The 20,347-nt window shown below is 73.5% G+C and carries 21 protein-coding genes; 9 read left to right on the top strand and 12 right to left on the bottom strand.

The genetic code is table 11. The features are described 5' to 3' along the window. Window positions 1-59 precede the first annotated feature (59 nt). The 5 genes from ACMXGY_RS09345 (at window position 60) to ACMXGY_RS09325 (ending at window position 4,225) form a co-directional block, all read left to right on the top strand. A complete protein-coding gene (locus ACMXGY_RS09345; protein WP_483776562.1) occupies window positions 60-1,574 on the top strand; it encodes a catalase in 1,515 nt (504 codons plus the stop codon). Between the two features lie 196 nt (window positions 1,575-1,770). Next, window positions 1,771-2,142, top strand: a complete 372-nt coding sequence (locus ACMXGY_RS09340) for a DUF1844 domain-containing protein (RefSeq protein ID WP_483776561.1) — start codon at window positions 1,771-1,773, stop codon at window positions 2,140-2,142. Next, window positions 2,139-2,864 (top strand): hypothetical protein, encoded by a 726-nt coding sequence (locus ACMXGY_RS09335; RefSeq protein WP_483776560.1) that lies wholly within the window; start codon window positions 2,139-2,141, stop codon window positions 2,862-2,864. Before ACMXGY_RS09340 ends, ACMXGY_RS09335 begins: the two co-directional genes overlap by 4 nt. Next, window positions 2,861-3,613 carry a S1C family serine protease gene (locus ACMXGY_RS09330; protein ID WP_483776559.1) on the top strand — a complete coding sequence of 251 codons (753 nt, stop codon included), beginning with the start codon at window positions 2,861-2,863 and terminating at the stop codon, window positions 3,611-3,613. Before ACMXGY_RS09335 ends, ACMXGY_RS09330 begins: the two co-directional genes overlap by 4 nt. Before the next feature lie 96 nt (window positions 3,614-3,709). Beyond that, on the top strand, window positions 3,710-4,225 hold the full coding sequence (locus ACMXGY_RS09325) for a hypothetical protein (RefSeq protein ID WP_483776558.1): 516 nt from the start codon (window positions 3,710-3,712) through the stop codon (window positions 4,223-4,225). Between the two features lie 42 nt (window positions 4,226-4,267). On the opposite strand, the gene ACMXGY_RS09320 is transcribed toward ACMXGY_RS09325, so the two are convergent. The 7 genes from ACMXGY_RS09320 to ACMXGY_RS09290 all read right to left on the bottom strand — a co-directional run bounded on the left by ACMXGY_RS09320 (window position 4,268) and on the right by ACMXGY_RS09290 (window position 9,311). Then, on the bottom strand, window positions 4,268-5,014 hold the full coding sequence (locus ACMXGY_RS09320) for an SseB family protein (protein ID WP_483776557.1): 747 nt from the start codon (window positions 5,012-5,014) through the stop codon (window positions 4,268-4,270). Next, a complete protein-coding gene (gene priA / locus ACMXGY_RS09315) occupies window positions 5,011-5,742 on the bottom strand; it encodes a bifunctional 1-(5-phosphoribosyl)-5-((5-phosphoribosylamino)methylideneamino)imidazole-4-carboxamide isomerase/phosphoribosylanthranilate isomerase PriA (RefSeq protein ID WP_483776556.1) in 732 nt (243 codons plus the stop codon). The genes ACMXGY_RS09320 and priA overlap by 4 nt, the downstream gene beginning before the upstream one ends. An 85-nt stretch (window positions 5,743-5,827) precedes the next feature. Further along, complete coding sequence (gene hisH, locus ACMXGY_RS09310; protein ID WP_483776555.1) at window positions 5,828-6,487, bottom strand: imidazole glycerol phosphate synthase subunit HisH; 660 nt, start codon at window positions 6,485-6,487, stop codon at window positions 5,828-5,830. Beyond that, window positions 6,484-7,002 carry a hypothetical protein gene (locus ACMXGY_RS09305; protein WP_483776554.1) on the bottom strand — a complete coding sequence of 173 codons (519 nt, stop codon included), beginning with the start codon at window positions 7,000-7,002 and terminating at the stop codon, window positions 6,484-6,486. The genes hisH and ACMXGY_RS09305 overlap by 4 nt, the downstream gene beginning before the upstream one ends. Beyond that, window positions 6,999-7,598 carry an imidazoleglycerol-phosphate dehydratase HisB gene (hisB, locus tag ACMXGY_RS09300; RefSeq protein ID WP_483776553.1) on the bottom strand — a complete coding sequence of 200 codons (600 nt, stop codon included), beginning with the start codon at window positions 7,596-7,598 and terminating at the stop codon, window positions 6,999-7,001. The genes ACMXGY_RS09305 and hisB overlap by 4 nt, the downstream gene beginning before the upstream one ends. Then, window positions 7,595-8,758 (bottom strand): histidinol-phosphate transaminase, encoded by a 1,164-nt coding sequence (locus ACMXGY_RS09295; RefSeq protein WP_483776552.1) that lies wholly within the window; start codon window positions 8,756-8,758, stop codon window positions 7,595-7,597. Before ACMXGY_RS09295 ends, hisB begins: the two co-directional genes overlap by 4 nt. 70 nt (window positions 8,759-8,828) lie before the next feature. After that, window positions 8,829-9,311: a Rieske (2Fe-2S) protein gene (locus ACMXGY_RS09290; protein WP_483776551.1), complete on the bottom strand. Its 483-nt coding sequence runs from the start codon at window positions 9,309-9,311 to the stop codon at window positions 8,829-8,831. A 184-nt stretch (window positions 9,312-9,495) separates the two neighbouring features. Between ACMXGY_RS09290 and ACMXGY_RS09285 the strand changes: the two genes are divergently transcribed. The 3 genes from ACMXGY_RS09285 (at window position 9,496) to ACMXGY_RS09275 (ending at window position 13,606) form a co-directional block, all read left to right on the top strand. Beyond that, entirely contained in the window at window positions 9,496-9,975 is a 480-nt protein-coding gene (locus ACMXGY_RS09285; protein WP_483776550.1) for a hypothetical protein, read from the top strand. An 81-nt stretch (window positions 9,976-10,056) separates the two neighbouring features. Next, window positions 10,057-11,079, top strand: a complete 1,023-nt coding sequence (gene adhP, locus ACMXGY_RS09280) for an alcohol dehydrogenase AdhP (protein WP_483776830.1) — start codon at window positions 10,057-10,059, stop codon at window positions 11,077-11,079. 268 nt (window positions 11,080-11,347) lie between these two features. Next, window positions 11,348-13,606 carry a RecQ family ATP-dependent DNA helicase gene (locus ACMXGY_RS09275; protein WP_483776829.1) on the top strand — a complete coding sequence of 753 codons (2,259 nt, stop codon included), beginning with the start codon at window positions 11,348-11,350 and terminating at the stop codon, window positions 13,604-13,606. 7 nt (window positions 13,607-13,613) lie between these two features. Here the strand turns inward: ACMXGY_RS09275 and ACMXGY_RS09270 are convergent, their stop codons facing one another. Continuing rightward, complete coding sequence (locus ACMXGY_RS09270; RefSeq protein ID WP_483776549.1) at window positions 13,614-14,102, bottom strand: GNAT family N-acetyltransferase; 489 nt, start codon at window positions 14,100-14,102, stop codon at window positions 13,614-13,616. Between the two features lie 8 nt (window positions 14,103-14,110). Then, the gene (hisD, locus tag ACMXGY_RS09265) at window positions 14,111-15,436 is read right to left on the bottom strand and encodes a histidinol dehydrogenase (protein WP_483776548.1); all 1,326 of its coding nucleotides are present in this window, start codon (window positions 15,434-15,436) and stop codon (window positions 14,111-14,113) included. 121 nt (window positions 15,437-15,557) lie between these two features. Here hisD and ACMXGY_RS09260 point away from each other — a divergent pair, with 121 nt between their 5' ends. Then, window positions 15,558-15,791: an RNA-binding S4 domain-containing protein gene (locus ACMXGY_RS09260; RefSeq protein WP_483776547.1), complete on the top strand. Its 234-nt coding sequence runs from the start codon at window positions 15,558-15,560 to the stop codon at window positions 15,789-15,791. Between the two features lie 21 nt (window positions 15,792-15,812). Here the strand turns inward: ACMXGY_RS09260 and ACMXGY_RS09255 are convergent, their stop codons facing one another. Genes ACMXGY_RS09255 through dnaE form a run of 3 tightly spaced genes read right to left on the bottom strand, consistent with a single transcriptional unit; the run spans window position 15,813 to window position 20,320 of the window. Further along, entirely contained in the window at window positions 15,813-16,217 is a 405-nt protein-coding gene (locus tag ACMXGY_RS09255) for a pyridoxamine 5'-phosphate oxidase family protein (protein WP_483776546.1), read from the bottom strand. A 48-nt stretch (window positions 16,218-16,265) separates the two neighbouring features. Further along, window positions 16,266-16,784 (bottom strand): NUDIX hydrolase, encoded by a 519-nt coding sequence (locus ACMXGY_RS09250; RefSeq protein WP_483776545.1) that lies wholly within the window; start codon window positions 16,782-16,784, stop codon window positions 16,266-16,268. After that, the gene (dnaE, locus tag ACMXGY_RS09245) at window positions 16,781-20,320 is read right to left on the bottom strand and encodes a DNA polymerase III subunit alpha (RefSeq protein WP_483776544.1); all 3,540 of its coding nucleotides are present in this window, start codon (window positions 20,318-20,320) and stop codon (window positions 16,781-16,783) included. The genes ACMXGY_RS09250 and dnaE overlap by 4 nt, the downstream gene beginning before the upstream one ends. Between the last annotated feature and the right edge of the window lie 27 nt (window positions 20,321-20,347).

Here is a 20,347-nt window from a genome sequence, read left to right as displayed (position 1 = left end):
TGTTTCATCACGAATATCCCGTTCATGGGCCCGTCTCGACGGGTCCCGGAAGGAGCACCATGACCGTCCCCTTCACCACCACGAACGCCGGCGCACCGGTCGCCTCGGACGCCCACTCGCAGTCCGTCGGCGCCGACGGCCCGATCGTGCTGCACGACCACTACCTCGTCGAGAAGCTGGCCCAGTTCAACCGCGAGCGCGTCCCGGAGCGCGTCGTGCACGCGAAGGGTGGCGGCGCGTTCGGCACCTTCACGGTCACCCAGGACGTGAGCGCGTACACACGCGCCGCGCTCTTCCAGCCCGGCACCACGACCGAGATGCTCGCGCGCTTCTCCTCCGTGGCCGGCGAGCAGGGCTCGCCCGACACGTGGCGCGACCCCCGCGGCTTCGCGCTGAAGTTCTACACGACCGAGGGCAACTACGACCTCGTCGGCAACAACACGCCGGTGTTCTTCCTGCGCGACGGCATCAAGTTCCCGGACTTCATCCGCTCGCAGAAGCGCCTCCCGGGCTCCAACCTGCGCGACAACGACATGCAGTGGGACTTCTGGACCCTGTCCCCCGAGTCCGCGCACCAGGTCACGTGGCTCATGGGCGACCGCGGTCTGCCGTCGAGCTGGCGCCACATGGACGGGTTCGGCTCCCACACCTACCAGTGGATCAACGCCGCGGGCGAGCGCTTCTGGGTCAAGTACCACTTCACGACCCAGCAGGGCATCGACAACCTCACGCCCGACGAGGCCTCGCAGCTCGCGGGCTCGGACTCCGACCACCACATCCGTGACCTCTACGAGCACATCGAGGCCGGCGACTTCCCGCGCTGGACGCTCTCCGTGCAGGTCATGCCCTACGAGGACGCGAAGACCTACCGCTTCAACCCGTTCGACCTCACCAAGGTCTGGCCGCACGCGGACTACCCGCTGATCGAGGTCGGCGTCATGGAGCTGAACCGCAACCCGGAGAACTACTTCGCGCAGATCGAGCAGGCGACGTTCGCGCCGAGCAGCTTCGTGCCCGGGATCGCCGCGAGCCCGGACAAGATGCTCCTCGCGCGGATCTTCTCCTACGCGGACGCGCACCGGTACCGCGTCGGCACCAACCACGCCGAGCTCCCGGTCAACGCGCCGCACGCGGCGGCCGAGGGCGGCCACTCGTACGCCAAGGACGGCGCCATGCGCTACTCCTTCTCGTCCGCGACGACGCCGGTCTACGCACCGAACAGCCGGGGCGGCGCGCATGCCGACCCGGCCCGCGCCGCCGAGTCGCTCGGCTGGGAGGCGGACGGCGAGCTGACGCGCTCCGCCGCCACGCTGCACCCGGAGGACGACGACTTCGGGCAGGCCGGCACGCTGTACCGCGAGGTCTTCGACGACGCCGCGCGCGAGCGCTTCCTCGAGACCATCACCGGTCACGTCGGTGCCGTCCGCAGCGAGGACATCCGCGAGCGGGCGATCCAGTACTGGACCTACGTCGACGCCGGTCTCGGCCGCGCGCTGCGCGCCGCGCTCGAGGCGCAGGGCGCACCCGTCGAGGGCGGGCAGCCGGGCACCGCCGCGGAGCCCGTCCGCGTCTGACGCTCCTCCGCTACGGGCCTGCGCCACCCGGGCAGAGCCGCCGCGCGAGACAGCGATCACCCGCCGAGGTAGCGACGTACGAGTCCGGTACGTCGCTCTCTCGGCGGGGGTCGCTCTCTCGGTGGGGGTCGCCCTCTCGGCGAAGCGCGGGTCGGCGCCCGTCGAGGTGCGCACCACGACGCCGCCGGATGGAAAGATGGTCGGCATGAGTACCGAGAACGCCGCCGTGCCCGACCCGACCACCGACGCGGTGCGGGACATCGCCGACGTGGCGGCCGTCGAGGTCATCACGTCCGCCGCCGTCCACCTGATGAGCGCCGCCGCGGTCAAGTGCGGGCTCGCCGAGGACGCCGAGGCCCAGGGACACCTGGACCTCGACGAGGCCCGCAAGCTCATCAACGCGCTCGCTGCGCTCGTCACCGCGAGCGCACCCGACATCGGCAACCAGCACGCCCGCTCCCTCCGCGACGGCCTGCGCTCGCTCCAGCTCGCGTTCCGCGAGGCCTCGGTGTACCCGGACCCCCTCGGCGAGGGCCCGGGCGAGAAGTACACGGGCGCCGTGAGTTGAGCACGCCCCCGGTCCCGCCGCAGCACGGCGCCGTCCCGCCGAGCCCGGACAGCCCGTTCGCCGGTCCGCCGGCGCCGCCGTCCTTCGCCCCCGCCCCGTCGCCCACCTCACCCGGTCCTGCGCCCGGCTCCCCCGTCCCGGGCCCCGAGCCCGACCGGACGACACCGACCGGGGCCGGAGCGCCCGAGGGCACGGACGCCGTCCCGCGGCGTCGGCGGCGCGGCGTGACCGTCGCGATCGTCGTCCTGTCGCTCGCCCTGGCCGCCGCGCTCGGCGTCGGCGCGTACCTGTGGGTCACGACGACGCGGTGGCAGGAGTCCAGCGCGGACTGGGAGGCCGAGGCCCGCGCGCTGGGCGAGGACGTCGCGCGGCTGCAGGGCGAGCTCGACGGGGCCAACGCCGAGCTCGAGTCCGCGCGGACCCAGCTCACGACCGCGCAGGACCGCATCGGCGAGCTCGCGAACGAGAAGGCGCAGCTGGGCGACGAGAACGAGGCGTCCCAGCAGTACCTCGACTACCAGAGCCGCGTGTCCGAGGCCGCCGGCAAGGTCGCCGCCGCGCTCGGCCAGTGCACGACGGCGCAGACGCAGCTCATCGGCTACCTCAACAACCGCGACGCCTACGACCCGGCCGACCTGGAGCGCTTCTCAGGGCAGGTCGACGAGCTGTGCCAGGCCGCGGCCGACGCCAACACCCAGCTCCAGCAGGAGCTCGCCGGATGACGCGGCGACGCTCCGCCCCGCAGGTCGCCGCCCTGGTCCTGGTCGGTGCCCTCGCCACCGGCTCGCTCGCGGGCTGCGGCGTGCTGCCCGAGCTCCCCGAGCCCGTCCCGGGATCGGTCGTCCCGTCCTTCGCGCCGCAGGACGACCCGGCCGGGTCGGAGAACCTCTCGCCGGACGGGTTCGACGCGGTCACACGCATGGCCGTGCGCATCCGCAACGTGCGCTGCGACGGGCTGTCGACAGGATCGGGCTTCGCCGTGGACTCGCGCACGCTCATCACCAACAAGCACGTCGTCGACTCGTCCCGGTCGCTGCAGCTCCTCACGTACGACGGCCGCGACATCGCCGCGCAGACGGCGAGCGTCGCCGGCCTCGCGGACCTCGCCGTCGTGCGGACCGCGGAGGACCTCCCGACGGCCCCGACCCTCGCCGCCGCGGACCCGGAACCCGGGGACCTCGTGACCGTCGTCGGCTACCCCGAGGGCGGGAGGCTCACGGTCACGCAGGGCTCGGTCATCGGCACGACGACCGACCCGCTCCACGAGAACCTCGGCGAGGTGCTCGTCACCGACGCGCCCGTCGAGCCGGGGAGCTCGGGCTCCGCGGCGCTCAACGAGGCCGGCGAGGTCATCGGCGTCGTCTACGCCAAGACGTCGACCGACAAGTCCCTGCTCGTCCCCGTGAGCACGCTGCAGACGATGCTCGCGGACGAGACCGCGTTCACCGCGCTCCCGGAGTGCGACGCCTGACCGCCTGGGGCTTCCCGCGCGATCCTGACGACCCGGCGCGGCGGGGCCGAACGGAACCAGTGCGCTCCGGGACCGCCGGGTCTACTCTCGGGTGCCATGAGCACACACGCGAGCTCGGACACGCCCAACGTCGACCCGGCCCACATCACGCACGCCGCCCGTGACACGCTCACCGTCCGCCGCGTCTTCGGGGAGTCCTACGAGCGCGACGGGACGCTCGTGATCCCCGTGGCGACGGTCTGGGGCGGCACCGGCTCGGGCTGGGGCTCCGGCGCGGGCGAGCTGTCCGGCAAGGGCGCGGCCGACTGGCGCCGGAAGTTCGGCGCCGCCGCAGCGAACCCGGAGCCCGAGAGCGGGTCGGACACGGCCCCGAAACCCGACCCCGGTTCGGGGAACGCCGACGCCGAGGCGGGCGGCGAGGGCTCGGGCGGAGGCGGCGGGTTCGGCGTGCGCGTGGTCGCGAAGGGCGTCTACGTCGTCGACGACAGCGGCGTGCGGTGGCAGCCTGCGCTCGACCTCAACCGCGTGATCCTCGGCGGTCAGGCGCTCGGGGCCGTCGTCGCGTTCTCCGCCGCGCTCGCGTGGGGGATCAGCCGCCTGCGTCGCCACTGACGGCGCGCGCTCGGCGGGCCGAGGCTCCCGTGCTGCAGCACGTCAGGACGCCTGGTCCGCCCGGCCGATCCGGAGCTCGAGGCCGTCGACGCGCTCGGAGACGACGGCGCTCGTCGCGAGCGCGGCGTTGACCTGGGCGAGCACCGCGTCGAGGCCCGCCCGGTCGAGGCCCGCGTCGATGCGCAGCACGACCGCGACCTCGGCACGCCGCCCGGGCTCGGCCCACACGCGCGCGACGTGCGCGATGCCCGAGACCGCGTCCTGGACGGCCGCGAGCACGTCGGGGGCCACGGCGTCGCCCACGACCGCAGGCTCCCACCCCTTGCCCTGCGCGAGCGCCCACACCGCGGGGCGGGGAACGAGCGCGGTCACCGGGCCCGCGGGGTCGACGACGAGGAGCGACCAGTCCTCGCTCACGGCCGACAACGCCGCACGGCGGGCGTCGACGGGGACGGGCCGCGCGCTCGCGCGCCACGCCGCCATCGACGCGACGGACGTGAACACCGGCAGCGCCCGACGACCGTCGGGAGCCTCGATCGCGACGACCCCCGCGGAGGCCTCCTTGTCGACGACGTGCCCGTGCTCGCCCTGCTCGGCGCTCTCGAGCTCGGCGAGGATCGGGACGAGCACGCGCGTCTCGCCGAGGCGCGCGACGACGTCGGCCAGGCTCGCCGTGCCCGCCGCGTACGCGCCGAGAAGGGCCGCGAGCGCGGGGTCCGCCGAGCCGTCGTCCCCCGCGAAGCCCGAGGACGGTGGCAGCGCCTTGCCGGCGCCCTCGTCGCTCGTCACGGCCGGCCCGCGACGTCGAGCGCCTGGGGCAGCGTGAACGCGCCGGCGTAGAGGGCCTTGCCGACGATCGCGCCCTCGACGCCGGCGGGGACGAGCGCGCGCAGCGCCTCGAGGTCCTCGAGGCTCGAGATGCCGCCGGACGCGACGACGGGGGCGTCGGTGCGCGCCGCGACGTCGCGCAGGAGGTCGATGTTCGGCCCGCGCAGCGTGCCGTCCTTCGTCACGTCGGTGACGACGTAGCGCGCGCAGCCCGCGGCCTCGAGGCGGTCGAGGACCTCCCACAGGTCGCCGCCCTCCTGCGTCCAGCCGCGCGCGGCGAGGGTCGTGCCGCGCACGTCGAGCCCGACGGCGATCGCGTCGCCGTGCTCGGCGATGACCTTCGCGGTCCAGTCCGGGTTCTCGAGCGCCGCCGTGCCGAGGTTCACGCGGCGCGCGCCGGTCGCGAGCGCACGCTCGAGCGACGCGTCGTCGCGGATGCCGCCCGAGAGCTCGACCTGCACGTCGAGGCGCGCGACGACGTCGGCCAGCAGCTCCGCGTTGGACCCGCGCCCGAACGCGGCGTCGAGGTCCACGAGGTGGATCCACTCCGCCCCGCCGGACTGCCAGTCGAGCGCGGCGGCGAGCGGGTCGCCGTAGGAGGTCTCGGAGCCCGCCTCGCCCTGGACGAGGCGGACGGCCTGGCCGTCGGCGACGTCGACGGCGGGGAGCAGCACGAGGCGGTCGGTCACGGGGATCTCCATCGGTGTAGGCGGTGGCGCGTCGCGTGCGCCGTGCGGTGCGCACCGGACGTGGTGGTCTCGGCGCGCGGGTCGGTCAGAGCGAGCGGACCCAGTTCTCGAGCAGGGTCGCGCCCGCGTCCCCGGACTTCTCGGGGTGGAACTGCGTCGCGGAGAGCGGGCCGTTCTCGACGGCGGCGACGAACCGCCCGCCGTGGTCGGACCACGTGACGAGCGGTCGGCGGATCGGCGAGTCCGCGGGCAGGTCGTCGCCCGTCGTGAACGAGCGCGCCGCGTACGAGTGGACGAAGTAGAAGCGCTCGTCCTCGACGCCGCGGAAAAGCACGCTGCCCTCGGGCGCGTCGACGGTGTCCCAGCCCATGTGCGGGACGATCGGTGCCTCGAGGCGGTCCACGAGACCGCGCCACTCCCCCAGGCCGTCGGTCAGCGTGCCGTGCTCGTCCCCCTGCTCGAACATCACCTGCATGCCCACGCAGATCCCGAGGACCGGTCGACCGCCGGCGAGCCGCCGGTCGACGATCTCGTCCCCGCGCACCGCGCGCAGGCCGGCCATGACCGCCGCGAACGCGCCCACGCCGGGGACGACGAGCCCGTCGGCGTCCTGGGCGCGTGACCTGTCCGCGGTGAGCTCGACGTCCGCGCCGACCCGCTCCAGCGCACGCACGGCGGAGCGCACGTTGCCGAAGCCGTAGTCGAGCACGACGACGGACGGTCGCCGGGCGGTCTGCTCGCTCATGCCCCGCCCTTCTTCGCCCGGCGGGCGGCTGCCGTGAGCAGGCGCATCGCCTTCCACCGGGAGATCGACGAGCTCGCGACGACCCCGGGGAGGTCGGCGACCGTCGTCGCGCCCGTGAGCAGGTCCTCGAGCTCCTCGGGTGCGCCACCCAGCACGAGGCCCGGGGCGAGCTGGTCCCCCGCTGCGCCGTCGGCCCAGCGCGTCATGGCGAGCTGTTCGCCGCGACGCTCGACGAGCACGAGCGGCACCCCCTTGACGAGCGTGGTCAGCGCGGCCGCGGCGTGCGCGGGAGCGTCGCCCGTCCGGTCGCGGAGGACTGCCAGGGCACCCACGTCCGTCGCGACGACGTCGGCCTCGACCTGGGCCAGCGAGCACGCCGCGGCGAGCGGCTCGGCCCCCGCGACCTGCGTGATGAGCACCACGAGGTCGGGGTCGGACGAGCCGGTCAGGCCCGAGAGGTCGTCGGGGATCTCCACGCCGTCCAGCGTGCCGTCGGCGTCGTCGTGCGTGCTCACAGCGCTCCCTTGGTGGACGGGATGCCCTCGACCCGCGGGTCGGGGGCCACGGCCGCGCGCAGCGCACGGGCGAGCGCCTTGAACTGCGCCTCGACGATGTGGTGCGGGTCGCGGCCGGCCAGCACGCGCACGTGCAGGCAGATGCCGGCGTGGTGCGCGATCGACTCGAGCACGTGGCGCGTCAGCGACCCGGTGAAGTGGCCGCCGATGAGGTGGTACTCCTGCCCCTCCGGCTCGCCGGAGTGTACGAGGTACGGCCGGCCGGACACGTCCACGACCGCGAGCGCGAGGGCCTCGTCGAGCGGGACGGTCGCGTCGCCGAAGCGCGAGATGCCGGACTTGTCGCCGAGCGCGACGCGCAGGGCCTCGCCGATCGCGATCGCGACGTCCTCGACCGTGTGGTGCGCGTCGATGTGGGTGTCGCCCGTCGCCTCGACCGTGAGGTCGATGAGCGAGTGCTTGCCCAGTGCGGTGAGCATGTGGTCGTAGAACGGGACGGTCGTCGAGATCTCCGTCCGTCCGGTCCCGTCGAGGTCGAGCTCGACGAGCACGCTCGACTCGGACGTCGCGCGCTCGATGCGCGCGGTGCGCTTCACAGTCCTGCCACCTCCACGAGGGCGTCCTTGAACGCCCGCATCTCCTCGCCGGTGCCGATCGACACCCGCAGCCAGCCGTCGGGACCAGTCTCCCGGATGAGGACGCCCCGCTCCAACAAGCCCGCCCAGACTGCGTGCCGATCCGGGAACGTGCCGAACAGCACGAAGTTGGCGTCGGACTCCGCCACCGCGAACGCCGAGCCGTCGGGGTGCCGCTGCGCACGCAGCCACGCGACCGTCGCGTCGCGCTCGGCGCGCAGCGCGTCGACCTGGGCGAGCAGCTCGCCGGAGTGGGCGAGCGCGGCGCGCGCCACCGCCTGGGTCACGGCCGACAGGTGGTAGGGCAGGCGCACGACGCGCAGCGCGTCGACGAGGTCGACCGACGCCGCGAGGTAGCCGACGCGGGCGCCCGCGAGCGCGAAGGCCTTGGACATGGTGCGCGTCACGGCGAGGTTCGGGTACCGCTCGAGGAGCTCGAGGGCCGACGGCGTGCCCTCCCGACGGAACTCGCCGTACGCCTCGTCGACCACGACGACGGCGGGCGCGTCGGCGCCGTCGGCCGCGGGGACGCGGACGGCGAGCGCCGCCTCGCACACGGCCTCCACGGTCGCCGCCGGCAGCGCGGTGCCCGTGGGGTTGTTCGGGCTCGCGAGCAGGACCACCGACGGCTGCTCGCGCGCGATCACGTCACGCACGTGGTCCGGGTCGAGCGTGAAGTCCTCCGCGCGCCGGCCCACGACCCAGCGCGTGTGGGTGTCGCGCGCGTACTCGGGGTACATCGAGTACGTCGGCGCGAAGGAGACCGCCGTGCGCCCGGGGCCGCCGAACGCCTGCAGGACGTGGAGCATGATCTCGTTCGACCCGTTCGCCGCCCAGAGCTGGTCGGCGCCCAGCGCGACGCCCGCCTCCGTGCCGAGGTACGCGGCGAGGTCCGAGCGCAGCGCGAGGAAGTCGCGGTCGGGGTAGCGGTTGAGGCCCGTCGCGGCGTCGTGCACCGCGGCGGTGATCGACGCGACGACCCGCTCGCCCGGCGCGTACGGGTTCTCGTTGACGTTGAGCAGCACGGGCACGTCGAGCTGGGGCGCACCGTACGGCGCGATGCCAGCGAGCTCGGGGCGCAGCGGGAGAGGACGCCTCCCGGCGACGGAGGGTGAGGTCACCGGGACAGTCTACGAACCGTGGCGCAGCCACCGCCGTGACGTCCGGCACGCGGGCAGCCCGGCGCGACCCTCACGCCGACGTGACGTCGCCGCCCTCGACCGTGACGGGCACCTCCGGCAGCGGCGACGGCGCAGGCCCGCCGAGCACCGCGCCGGTCGCGAGGTCGTACCGCGACGCGTGGCACGGGCAGAGCAGCTCGCCCTCGCCCGGGCCCACGGTGCAGCGCTCGTGCGTGCAGATCGCGGAGAAGGCCGCGAACGTCCCCTCCTCGGGCTGGGTGACGAGCAGCTGCGCGCCCCCGACGGTGACGGCGAGCGCACCACCCACGGGGACGTCGTCGGCGCTCGCGAGGACCTGCCCCGGCTCGACGGCCTGGCCGCTCTCGGCACCGTCGTCGCCGGTACCGTCCTGCGTGCCCGACGGCGGGTCCCCACCGCACGCGACGAGCAGCAGGGCCGCGGCACCCGCGCCGGAGCCCGCGAGCACGGCGCGTCGCGAGAGGCACGGACCGGTGCCAGGCGCGGTGACGTCGAGAGCGGGACGTGCGTCCATGGCCGGCCTCCTTGCTCGGTGCGGCGGCGGGCTCGGTGCCGTCGCCGCCGTCCGACGCGCGCCGCGTCGTCGACGGCGGTTCAATTGAAGCACCGGCGCACGGAGCCTGCACGGAGCCCGCACGGAGCGCGCTCGCCGCACGCCGCAGCCGAGCACGACTCGCACCCGACCGCACGGAGCGACGATGACCGTGACCGGAGGCCCGCCGACCCCGCCGCCGCGCGAGGGCCGCGCACTGGGCGCCTGGGTCCTGCGCGGCCTGACCGCGGCCGGGCTGCTGCTCTCGGCCGACATCCACCTCGTGCTGTTCGTCGAGGGCTACCGGGACATCGAGGTGGTCGGTGCGTTGTTCGCGCTCAACGCCGTGGCGGGCCTCGTCCTGGGGCTCCTCGTGCTCGTCTGGCGGCACTGGCTCCCGCTGCTCGGCGCGATCGGGTTCGGCGCCCTCACGCTCGTGGCCTTCTACCTGTCGACGACCGTGGGCTTCTTCGGGGTGAACGAGACCGTGGGCGGCACGCAGCAGGTGCTCGCGGCGGTGAGCGAGTGGGTCGCGGTGGTCGGCGGGACGCTGGCCCTGGTGGTGGAGAGGCGAAGGTCCCGCACCGCGGCGTCGACCGTCACCAGTTCCCGCGCGGGCCCCCGGCCTGCCGGCCGCGAGGCGTAACGTCGAGGACGAGGCGTGGTCGGGAACCGCCCGCCCGCCCACCACCGTCCTTCGAGACCCGAGGTGATCGTCGTGTCCACCATGCGTGCCGCAGTCGTCCGTTCGTTCGGCGAGCCGCTGAGCGTCGAGGAGATCGAGGTGCCGACGCCCGGCCCCTACGAGGCGCTCGTCGAGGTCGACTACACGGGTGTCTGCCACACCGACCTCCACGCCGCGCACGGCGACTGGCCCGTCAAGCCGTCACCGCCGTTCGTGCCGGGGCACGAGGGGGTCGGGCGCGTGGTCGCCGTCGGGGACCGCGTGACGCGGGTCGCGGTGGGCGACCTCGTCGGCAACGCGTGGCTGTGGAGCGCGTGCGGCGAGTGCGAGTACTGCGAGACGGGCTGGGAGACGCTGTGCCCGAACCAGAAGAACGGCGGGTACTCGGTCGACGGGTCCTTCGGTCGCTACATGCTGGTCGACTCGCGCTACGCGCCGATCGTCCCCGAGGGCGTGGACCTGTCCGCCGTCGGGCCGATCCTGTGCGCGGGCGTGACCGTCTACAAGGGCCTCAAGGTCACCGACACCCAGCCGGGCGAGTGGGTGCTCGTCTCCGGCATCGGCGGGCTCGGCCACATCGCCGTGCAGTACGCGGTGGCGATGGGCCGCCGGGTCGCCGCGGTCGACGTCGACGACGACAAGCTCGCGCTCGCGCGCAAGCACGGCGCGGAGGTCACCGTGAACGCGGCGACGTCTCCCGACGCCGCCGCCGAAATCCAGGAGCAGACCGGCGGCGGGGTGCACGGCGCGCTCGTCACCGCCGTCAACGCCCACGCGTTCCCGCAGGCCGTCGGGGCGCTGCGCCGCGGCGGGACCGTCTCACTCGTCGGGCTGCCGCCCGAGAAGTTCCCGCTCGACATCTTCACCACGGTCCTGTTCGGGCTGACGGTCCGCGGCTCGATCGTCGGGACACGCAAGGACATGGCGGAGGCGCTCGACTTCTTCGCGCGGGGCAAGATCAGCCCCACGTACACCGTGCGCCCGCTCGACGAGATCAACGACATCTTCGCCGAGATGGTGGCCGGGAAGATCGACGGTCGCGTCGTCATGGACATGCGCTCCTGACCCTCCCTGTGCACGACGCGCACGGTCGTGGGCGCCTGCGCCTACGATCGGGCGGGTGAGCTCCACCGACCCGTACGCCGACCTGCCCTTCGACCCGGCCGACGAGCCGCCGCTCGACGAGCCGGGCGACCCCTGGGGCGAGCCCGCGCCGGAGCCGTCGTCGCCCGCGCCGGCACCCACCTCGTCCGCGCCAGCCGTACAGGCGCCGGATCCGCAGCCGCCGGCGCCGGGCGACGACGGCGAGGCGGTGCGGCGCGCGAAGCTCGCCATGCTCCGCGGGCTGCTCGACGGAGAGTCGCTGCGCGAGGACGCCGAGACCGCGCTGCGGGCCCTCGTGGGCCGCGACGACGCGCGGCTGCGCGACGACCAGTGGCGCGCGATCGAGGCGCTCGTCGCGTTCCGGCGCCGCGCTCTCGTCGTGCAGCGCACGGGGTGGGGCAAGTCGGCCGTCTACTTCGTCGCGACGCGCCTTCTGCGCGACCGGGGCGCGGGACCGACGGTCATCGTCTCGCCGCTGCTCGCCCTCATGCGCGACCAGATCGCGGCGGCGGCGCGTGCCGGCATCCGGGCCGTGACGATCAACTCCGCCAACGTCACCGAGTGGGACGACGTGCACCGGGCGGTCGCCGCGGGCGAGGTGGACGTGCTCCTGTGCTCGCCCGAGCGGCTCAACAACCCGGGGTTCCGCGACGAGGTGCTGCCCCGCCTGGCCGCCGACGCGGGGCTCGTCGTCATCGACGAGGCGCACTGCATCTCCGACTGGGGGCACGACTTCCGCCCCGACTACCGGCGCATCCGGACGCTCCTCACCGACCTGCCGACGGGCATCCCCGTGCTCGCGACCACGGCGACGGCGAACGCCCGCGTGACGGCCGACGTCGCCGAGCAGCTCGGGGTGTCCCGCGCGGACGCGGCACCCGGTGCGTCCGAGGAGGTCCTCGTGCTGCGCGGCGGCCTCGACCGCGAGTCGCTGCACCTGGCGGTCCTCCCCCGGTTCGACCAGCCGACGCGCGTCGCGTGGCTCGTCGAGACGCTGCAGGACGTCGACGGGTCGGGCATCGTCTACTGCCTCACGGTGTCCGCCGCCGAGCAGGTCGCGAGCCAGCTCCGCGCCGCGGGCCTCGCGGTCGCGGCCTACACGGGTCAGACCGACCCCGCTGAGCGGGAGCGCCTCGAGCAGGACCTCAAGGAGAACCGCGTCAAGGCCCTCGTCGCGACATCGGCGCTCGGCATGGGCTTCGACAAGCCGGACCTCGCGTTCGTCGTGCACCTCGGTGCCCCGAGCTCGCCCATCGCGTACTACCAGCAGGTCGGGCGCGCGGGCCGTGGCGTCGACAGCGCGGTCGTCGTGCTCCTGCCCGGCGACGAGGACCAGCGCATCTGGGAGTGGTTCGCCTCGACCGCGTTCCCGCCGCAGGCGCAGGTGCGCACGACGCTCGACGCGCTCGACGCGGGCGGCACCCAGTCGGTCGCGCAGCTCGAGACGCAGGTCGACCTCAAGCGGTCGCGGCTCGAGGGCATGCTCAAGGTGCTCGACGTCGACGGCGCGGTCCGGCGCGTCAAGGGTGGCTGGGAGGCGACTGGCCGCCCGTGGGCGTACGACGCCGAGCGGTACGAGCGCGTCGACGCGACCCGCCGTGCCGAGCAGCAGGCGATGCTCGACTACGAGACCACCGACGGCTGCCGCATGGCGTTCCTGCGTGCCGCACTCGACGACCCGGAGCTCGAGGACGGCTGGGAGTGCGGGCGCTGCGACCGGTGCGGCGGGGTCGAGCTGCCCGGCGCGCCCGACCCGGAGGCCGTCTCCGCAGCGCGTGCCGACATGGACCGTCCGGGCGTCGAGATCACGGCACGCCGCCAGTGGCCGAGCGGCATGGACCGCCTCGGGCTCGACCTCAAGGGCCGCATCCCGGCCGAGGAGCAGGCCGAGGCGGGGCGCGCGGTGGCCCGCCTCGACGGGCTGGGCTGGTCCGCACCGCTCCGTGAGCTCTTCGCCTCCACCACGCCCGACGGCGAGACGCCGGTCGCGCTGCGTCGAGCGGCAGCGCGGGTGCTCGACGAGTGGGCCGCGCTGTACGAGGTCGCGCCCGACCACGATCCGACCGCGGCAGACGGCGGCGCGACCACGGGCGAGGACGCGCCGGCCGACGGAGCGGCGGCGCCCGAGCGGCGGCTCCTCGTCGACGGCGTCGTCGCGGTGCGGTCCGTGACCCGGCCACAGCTCACGTTCCACCTCGCGAACGGGCTCGCGTCCTACCTCGGCAAGCCCCTCATCGGGGCGATCGGCCCGGTGCCGGGACGCGAGGAGCCGGGGCGCCACGACGTGAACTCGGCGACGCGGCTCGCCGGCGTCGCCGGGCGGCTCCGCCTCGAGCTCGGCGAGGCGGCGCTGGCCGGTCTCGCCGGCCGTCGCGTCCTGCTCGTGGACGACTCGACCGACTCGGGCTGGACGATCACCGTCGCGGCCCGGACGCTCCGCCGAGCAGGTGCCTCCGCCGTCTACCCGTTCGTCCTCGGCGTCCGCTGAGCGCCGGTCACCACCGCAGCCGCAGCTCGGTGTACCGGGTGTCGTCGAAGCCCAGGGACCGGTAGAGCCGCTCCCCGTCCGGCGTCGCGTGCAACGAGACGGAGTCGGCACCGGCCGCCCGGGCCCAGTCGAGGGCGGCGTCCACGCACGCGCGCGCGTACCCACGGCCCCGTGCGCTCTCGACGGTGCAGACGTTCGTCAGGTGCGCCGTCGTGCCGTGGGGATTGCGGGCCGACGGCGCGTCGTGGTGCAGCGTCACGAGGGCGCACGCCACGACGCTCGACGTGACCCCGCCCGGCGTGCCCGGGGCGTCCACGACGAACGCCACGGCCTCGTCGCCCGCGAGCTCGCGCGCGAACCACGAGCGAGCGGAGTCCTGCCAGCCCGGTTCGTCGGCGTCGGGCTCACCCATCGCCCGCATGAGCAGGACGCGCAGCGCGACGAGCGCCTCCGCGTCCGCGGGCACCGCGCGGCGTGTCGCTCCGTGGGCGCTCACGCGAGCGGTCACAGGAACCGGGCGCGGACCGCCTCGCCGTGCGCGGGCAGGTCCTCGTCGTTCGCGACCGCGACGATCCTGTCGGCGAGCTCCTCGAGCGCGTCGCGGTCGTACTCGATCACCTGGACCGCCTTGACGTAGCTGTGCACGCCGAGGCCGCTCGAGAAGTGCGCGCAGCCGCCCGTGGGGAGCACGTGGTTCGACCCGGCCATGTAGTCGCCGAGCGAGACCGGCGACCAGGGGCCGACGAAGATCGCCCCCGCGCTCTGGACACGCTCTGCGAGACCGGCCGCGTCCGCCGCCTGGATCTCGAGGTGCTCGGCGCCGTAGGCGTCGACGACCTGGAGCCCGTGCTCGAGGTCGTCGACCAGGACGACGGCGGACTGCGGCCCGGCGAGGGCCTGTGCGACGCGCTCGGTGTGCTTGGTCGCGGTCACCAGGTCGGCCAGCCGCGCCTCGACGGCAGCGGCCAGCTCCACCGACGGCGTGACGAGCACGGCTGCGGCGAGCGGGTCGTGCTCGGCCTGGCTGATGAGGTCGGACGCGACGTGGCCGGGGTCCGCCGACCCGTCGGCGAGGATCGCGATCTCCGTCGGGCCGGCCTCGGCGTCGATGCCGACGACTCCCCGGACGAGCCGCTTGGCCGCGGCGACGTAGACGTTGCCCGGCCCGGTCACGACGTCGACGGGCTCGCACAGCACCTCGCCGTCCTGCGGCTCGCTCCCCGCCGCGCCGTAGGCGAACATGGCGACCGCCTGCGCACCCCCGACGGCGTACACCTCCTCGACGCCCAGCAGCGCGCACGCCGCGAGGATCGTCGGGTGCGGCAGCCCGCCGCTGTCCTTCTGCGGCGGCGAGGCGACCGCGAGGCTCGGCACCCCGGCCTCCTGTGCCGCGACGACGTTCATGACGACCGACGACGGGTAGACGGCCAGGCCGCCCGGGGCGTACAGCCCGACCCGCCGCACGGGCACCCAGCGCTGCCGGACCTGCGCCCCGGGGGCGACCTGGACCGTGAAGTCCTGCGGGCGCTGCGCCGCGTGCACGACGCGGACCCGTCGGATCGCCTCCTCGAGGCCCGCGCGCACCGTCGGGTCGAGCTCCGCGAGCGCCGACTCGAGAGCGGTGGCCGGCACCCGCAGGTGCTCGGGGCGCACGCCGTCGAACCGCTCGGCGTACTCCCGCAGGGCGTCGGCGCCGCGCGTGCGGACCGCGTCGATGATCGGGGCGACCCGATGCGCCGCGTCCTCGACGCCGAGCTCTGCGCGCGGCAGGGTCTCGACGAGCTCGCGTGCGGACAGGGAACGCCCTCGAAGATCGATGCGGGAGATCATGGGACGAGTCTAGGAGCCCGCGCACCGTCGAGACGAGACGTTTCGCCCACCGGTCCCCCGCTCCGGCGGCCGTGCGCCTGCCGGGTTCGTACCGGCTCCCCGCGCCGGGGAGAATGGGTCCATGAACTCCAGCGACGCCCGCCCGGTCGAGATCTCCGACGACGTCATCCGCCTCGGGCAGTTCCTCAAGCTCGCCGGGCTCGTCGACTCCGGTGCCGAGGCACGCGAGCTCATCACCGAGGGCGAGGTCCGGGTCAACGGTGAGGTCGACACGCGGCGAGGCCGCCAGCTGCACCGTGGCGACGTCGTCGCCGTCGACCATCCGCAGGGGGCGCAGAGCGCGACCGTCGCCTGACCCGCGGGCGGGCTCTGCCGATCACGCCATGTACGTCGAGGCCATCACCTTGTCCGGGGTGAGCCGCAGCACGACGCGTTCCGGGTTGTGCTCGAGCGGGCGGTACCTGCGCGCGTAACGGGCCACGGCGTCGGCGACCTCGTCCGCGTCCTCGACGACCTCGATCGTGCCCTCGAGCGTGATCCACCGGCCGCCCTCGACCTGGCACACGGCAGCCCGGGGTACCCCGCCGCCTTCGCCCTCCCGGCGCGCGTTGCGCGCCTTGACCGACGCGCGGTTCGTCGTGATGCGGAGCACGCCGGCCTCCTGGTCCCACGTGAAGGCGACAGGGACCACGTGCGGGGAACCGTCGGCGCGCAGCGTCGTGAGCGTCGCCAGGTGGCGTTCGGTGACGAAGACGAGCTGCTCAGGGTTGAGGCGGATCACGGGCCCGAGCCTACGGCTTCGCCGCGGACTGCTCCCCGCCGGCGCCGGTCAGAGGTCGAAGCCGAACGTCATGATCGGCGGCACCTCGGGTCGGCGCAGGGCGCACAGCACGTGGTGCTCGTGCGGCACGACGGGCTCCGGGAGCGCGTCGAGCGCGAACCACCGCAGGTCGGCCGCCTTGTCCGCTTCCTGGAGGACCGGGTCCCCGGTCCAGCGCGTCGCCTCGAAGAAGAAGTCGACGCGCTGCTCCAGGGCCGGCCCGCCGGGCTCGCCCCGGTGCAGCGTCGTGACGGGGTGCAGGTCCTCGGCGGCGACGCCGATACCGAGCTCCTCGCGGGCCTCGCGGAGCGCGGCGGCGACGACCGACTCCCCCGGCTCGACGTGGCCCGCGGCCGCGGCAGCCCAGTGACCGTCGCGGTAGCCGGTGCCTCGCCGGAGCTGGAGCAGCACCCGGTCCTCGCGCCGGAGCAGCACGTACGCCGCGGGGACTACCCGGAACCGGTGCGACGCGGAGCCGTCGTCCCACGACGACGACGCCGCGGCCGCAGGATCCGTCGCGGCGGTCACCCGACGAGGCACGACGGGCCGAGCAGGGCCTTGAGGTCGCCGAACAGCGCGGGCGACTTCTCGACGCGCAGCGCGTCCCCGACGCGCACGACCGTCGTCTTGCCCGGCTCGAGCACCTGCACGTGGACCTCCGCCGATCCCGGGTGGGTGGCCAGGACGTCGCGCAGGCGCGTGATGACCGGCTCGACGCACCGCGTGTGCGGGACCTTCACCGCGACGGGGGACTCGGCACCGACGGTGATGTCCGGCAGCGACACCTCCATCGCCTGGAGCTGCATCGTGTCGTCGCGGCGCCGCACGCGGCCGCGCAGCACGACGACCTGGTCCTCCGCGAGGATCGTCGAGTACGCGAGGTACGTCTCGCCGAAGAACATGACCTCGACCGCGCCCTCGAGGTCCTCGATCGTCACCGCGGCCCAGGGGTTCCCGTTCTTGCTCATCTTGCGCTGGAGCGACGTGATGAGGCCCGCGATCACCACGGTCGACCCGTCCGGGCGACCCTCGTCGGCGAGCAGGTTCGCGATGCCGGTGTCCGCCGCGCGGGTCAGCACGTGCTCGAGACCCGAGAGCGGGTGGTCCGAGACGTAGAGGCCGAGCATCTCGCGCTCGAACGCGAGGCGCTGCTTCTTGTCCCAGTCCGGCAGCTCCGGCACCTCGACGGAGAACGACATCCCCGCCTCGTCGTCGGCGCCCCCGAAGTCGGCGAAGAGGTCGAACTGGCCCTCCGCCTCCTTTCGCTTGACGCTGATCACCGAGTCCACCGCCTGCTCGTGCACCACGAGCAGGGCGCGACGCGGGTGACCGAGCGAGTCGAAGGCCCCCGCCTTGATGAGCGACTCGATCGTCCGCTTGTTGCAGACGACGGCCGGCACCTTGTCGAGGAAGTCCGTGAACGACGTGAAGGCGCCCTTCTCCTCCCGCGTACGGATGATCGCGTCCACCACGTTCGCACCGACGTTGCGCACACCCGTGAGACCGAACCGGATGTCGCCACCGACGGCCGTGAACTTCGCCGCAGAGTCGTTCACGTCGGGCGGCAGCACCGTGATGTGCATGCGCCGGCACTCGTTGAGGTACAGGGCGAGCTTGTCCTTGTCGTCCCGCACGCTCTGCAGGAGCGCCGCCATGTACTCGGTGGGGTAGTTCGCCTTGAGGAACGCCGTCCAGTAGGCGACCAGCCCGTACCCGGCCGAGTGCGCCTTGTTGAAGGCGTACCCGGCGAACGGGACCAGCGTGTCCCACACCGCCTGGATCGCCGGGTCGGAGTAGCCCCGCTCGCGACAGCCGGCCTGGAACGGCACGAACTCCTTGTCGAGGATCTCCTTCTTCTTCTTGCCCATCGCACGGCGCAACAGGTCGGCCTGGCCGAGCGAGTACCCCGCGAGGATCTGCGCGGCCCTCTGCACCTGCTCCTGGTAGACGATGAGCCCGTAGGTCTCGTCCAGGATCTCCGCGAGCGGCTGCTCGAGCTCCGGGTGGATCGGCTCGATCTTCTGCAGCCCGTTCTTGCGCAGCGCGTAGTTCGTGTGCGAGTTCATGCCCATCGGGCCCGGACGGTACAGCGCGATGACGGCCGAGAGGTCGTCGAACTTGTCGGGCTTCATCTGGCGCAGGAGCGCGCGCATGGGCCCGCCGTCGAGCTGGAAGACGCCGAGCGTGTCACCCCGGGCCAGCAGGTCGTACGACGCCTTGTCGTCCAGCGTCAGGGACTCGATCTCGATCGGGTCCTTGCCGTTCATCTCGATGTTCTCGAGCGCGTCGTCGAGGATCGTGAGGTTGCGCAGCCCGAGGAAGTCCATCTTGATGAGGCCGAGGCCCTCGGACGTCGGGTAGTCGAACTGCGTGATGACCGCGCCGTCCTGCGGTCGGCGCATGATCGGGATGATGTCGATGAGCGGGTCGCTCGACATGATGACGCCCGCCGCGTGCACGCCCCATTGCCGCTTCAGACCCTCGATGCCGCGCGCGAGCTCGACGACGCGCTGCGCCTCCGGGTCCGTGTCGTGCAGCTGGCGGAACTCGCCGGCCTCCGCGTACCGCTCGTGCTTCGGGTCGAAGATGCCCGACAGCGGGATGTCCTTGCCCATGACCGCCGGAGGCATCGCCTTGGTGAGCTTCTCCCCCATCGCGAAGGGGAAGCCGAGCAGGCGTGCCGAGTCCTTGAGCGCCTGCTTCGCCTTGATGGTGCCGTAGGTGACGATCTGCGCGACGCGGTCGTCGCCGTACTTCTCCGTGACGTACCGGATGACCTCCCCGCGCCGACGCTCGTCGAAGTCGACGTCGACGTCGGGCATCGAGACGCGCTCGGGGTTGAGGAACCGCTCGAAGATCAGTCCGTGCTCGAGCGGGTCGAGCTCCGTGATGCCCATGAGGTACGACGCCATCGACCCCGCGGCCGAGCCACGACCCGGGCCCACGCGGATGCCCTGCTCCTTGGCCCAGTTGATGAAGTCGGCGACCACGAGGAAGTACCCCGGGAAGCCCATCTGGATGATGACCTCGGTCTCGTACTGCGCCTGCTTCCGCGACGCCTCCGGGATCCCATTCGGGTACCGGCGGTGCAGGCCCCGCTCGATCTCCTTGACGAACCAGCTCGTCTCGTCCTCGCCCTCGGGCACCGGGAACCGCGGCATGTAGTTCGCGCTCGTGTTGAACGACACCTCGCACTGCTCGGCGATGAGCAGCGTGTTGTCGCACGCCTCGGGCAGCTCCGCGAACACGCGCCGCATCTCTGCCGCGGACTTCACGTAGTAGCCCGTGCCGTCGAACTTGAACCGGTCTGGGTCGTCCAGCGTCGAGCCCGAGTTGATCGCGAGCAGCGCTTCCTGGCTCGACGCGTCCTCCTCGCGCACGTAGTGCAGGTCGTTCGTCCCGACGATCCGCGCGCCGATGGTCTCGGCGAGGCGCAGCAGGTCCTTCGTGACCCGCGTCTCGATGTCCAGCCCGTGGTCCATGAGCTCGACGAAGAAGTTCTCGCGCCCGAAGATGTCCTGCAGCTCGCCCGCCGTGCGCACGGCCTCGTCCCACTGCCCCAGCCGCAACCGCGTCTGGATCTCTCCCGACGGGCAGCCGCTCGTCGCGATCAGCCCCTTGCCGTACCGCTGCAGCAGGTCGCGGTCCATGCGCGGCCACTTGCCCATCTGGCCCTCGAGCGACGCGAGCGACGACGCCCGGAACAGGTTGTGCAGCCCTTCGTCGTCCTTCGCGAGCAGCGTCATGTGCGTGTACGCACCGCGCGCCGAGACGTCGTCCGACTCCTGCCCCTTCTCGCCGAACCGCACGCGCGTCTGGTCGAACCGGCTCGTGCCCGGCGTGATGTACGCCTCGACACCGATGATCGGCTTGATGCCCTTGGCCTTCGCCCGCGACCAGAACTCGAACGCCCCGAACACGTACCCGTGGTCCGTCGTCGCGATCGCCTTCTGCCCGAGCCGCTCGACCTCGTCGAACAGGTCCCCGATCCGCGCCGCGCCGTCCAGCATCGAGTACTCGGTGTGGACGTGAAGGTGGACGAAGTCCTCGGTCGCGGTCGGCATGCATCGATCCTAAGACGGGGTACCCAC

It is taken from the genome of Cellulosimicrobium sp. G4 BAM 1002, assembly GCF_057126935.1.
This window is presented reverse-complemented; position numbering and strand designations above follow the sequence as displayed.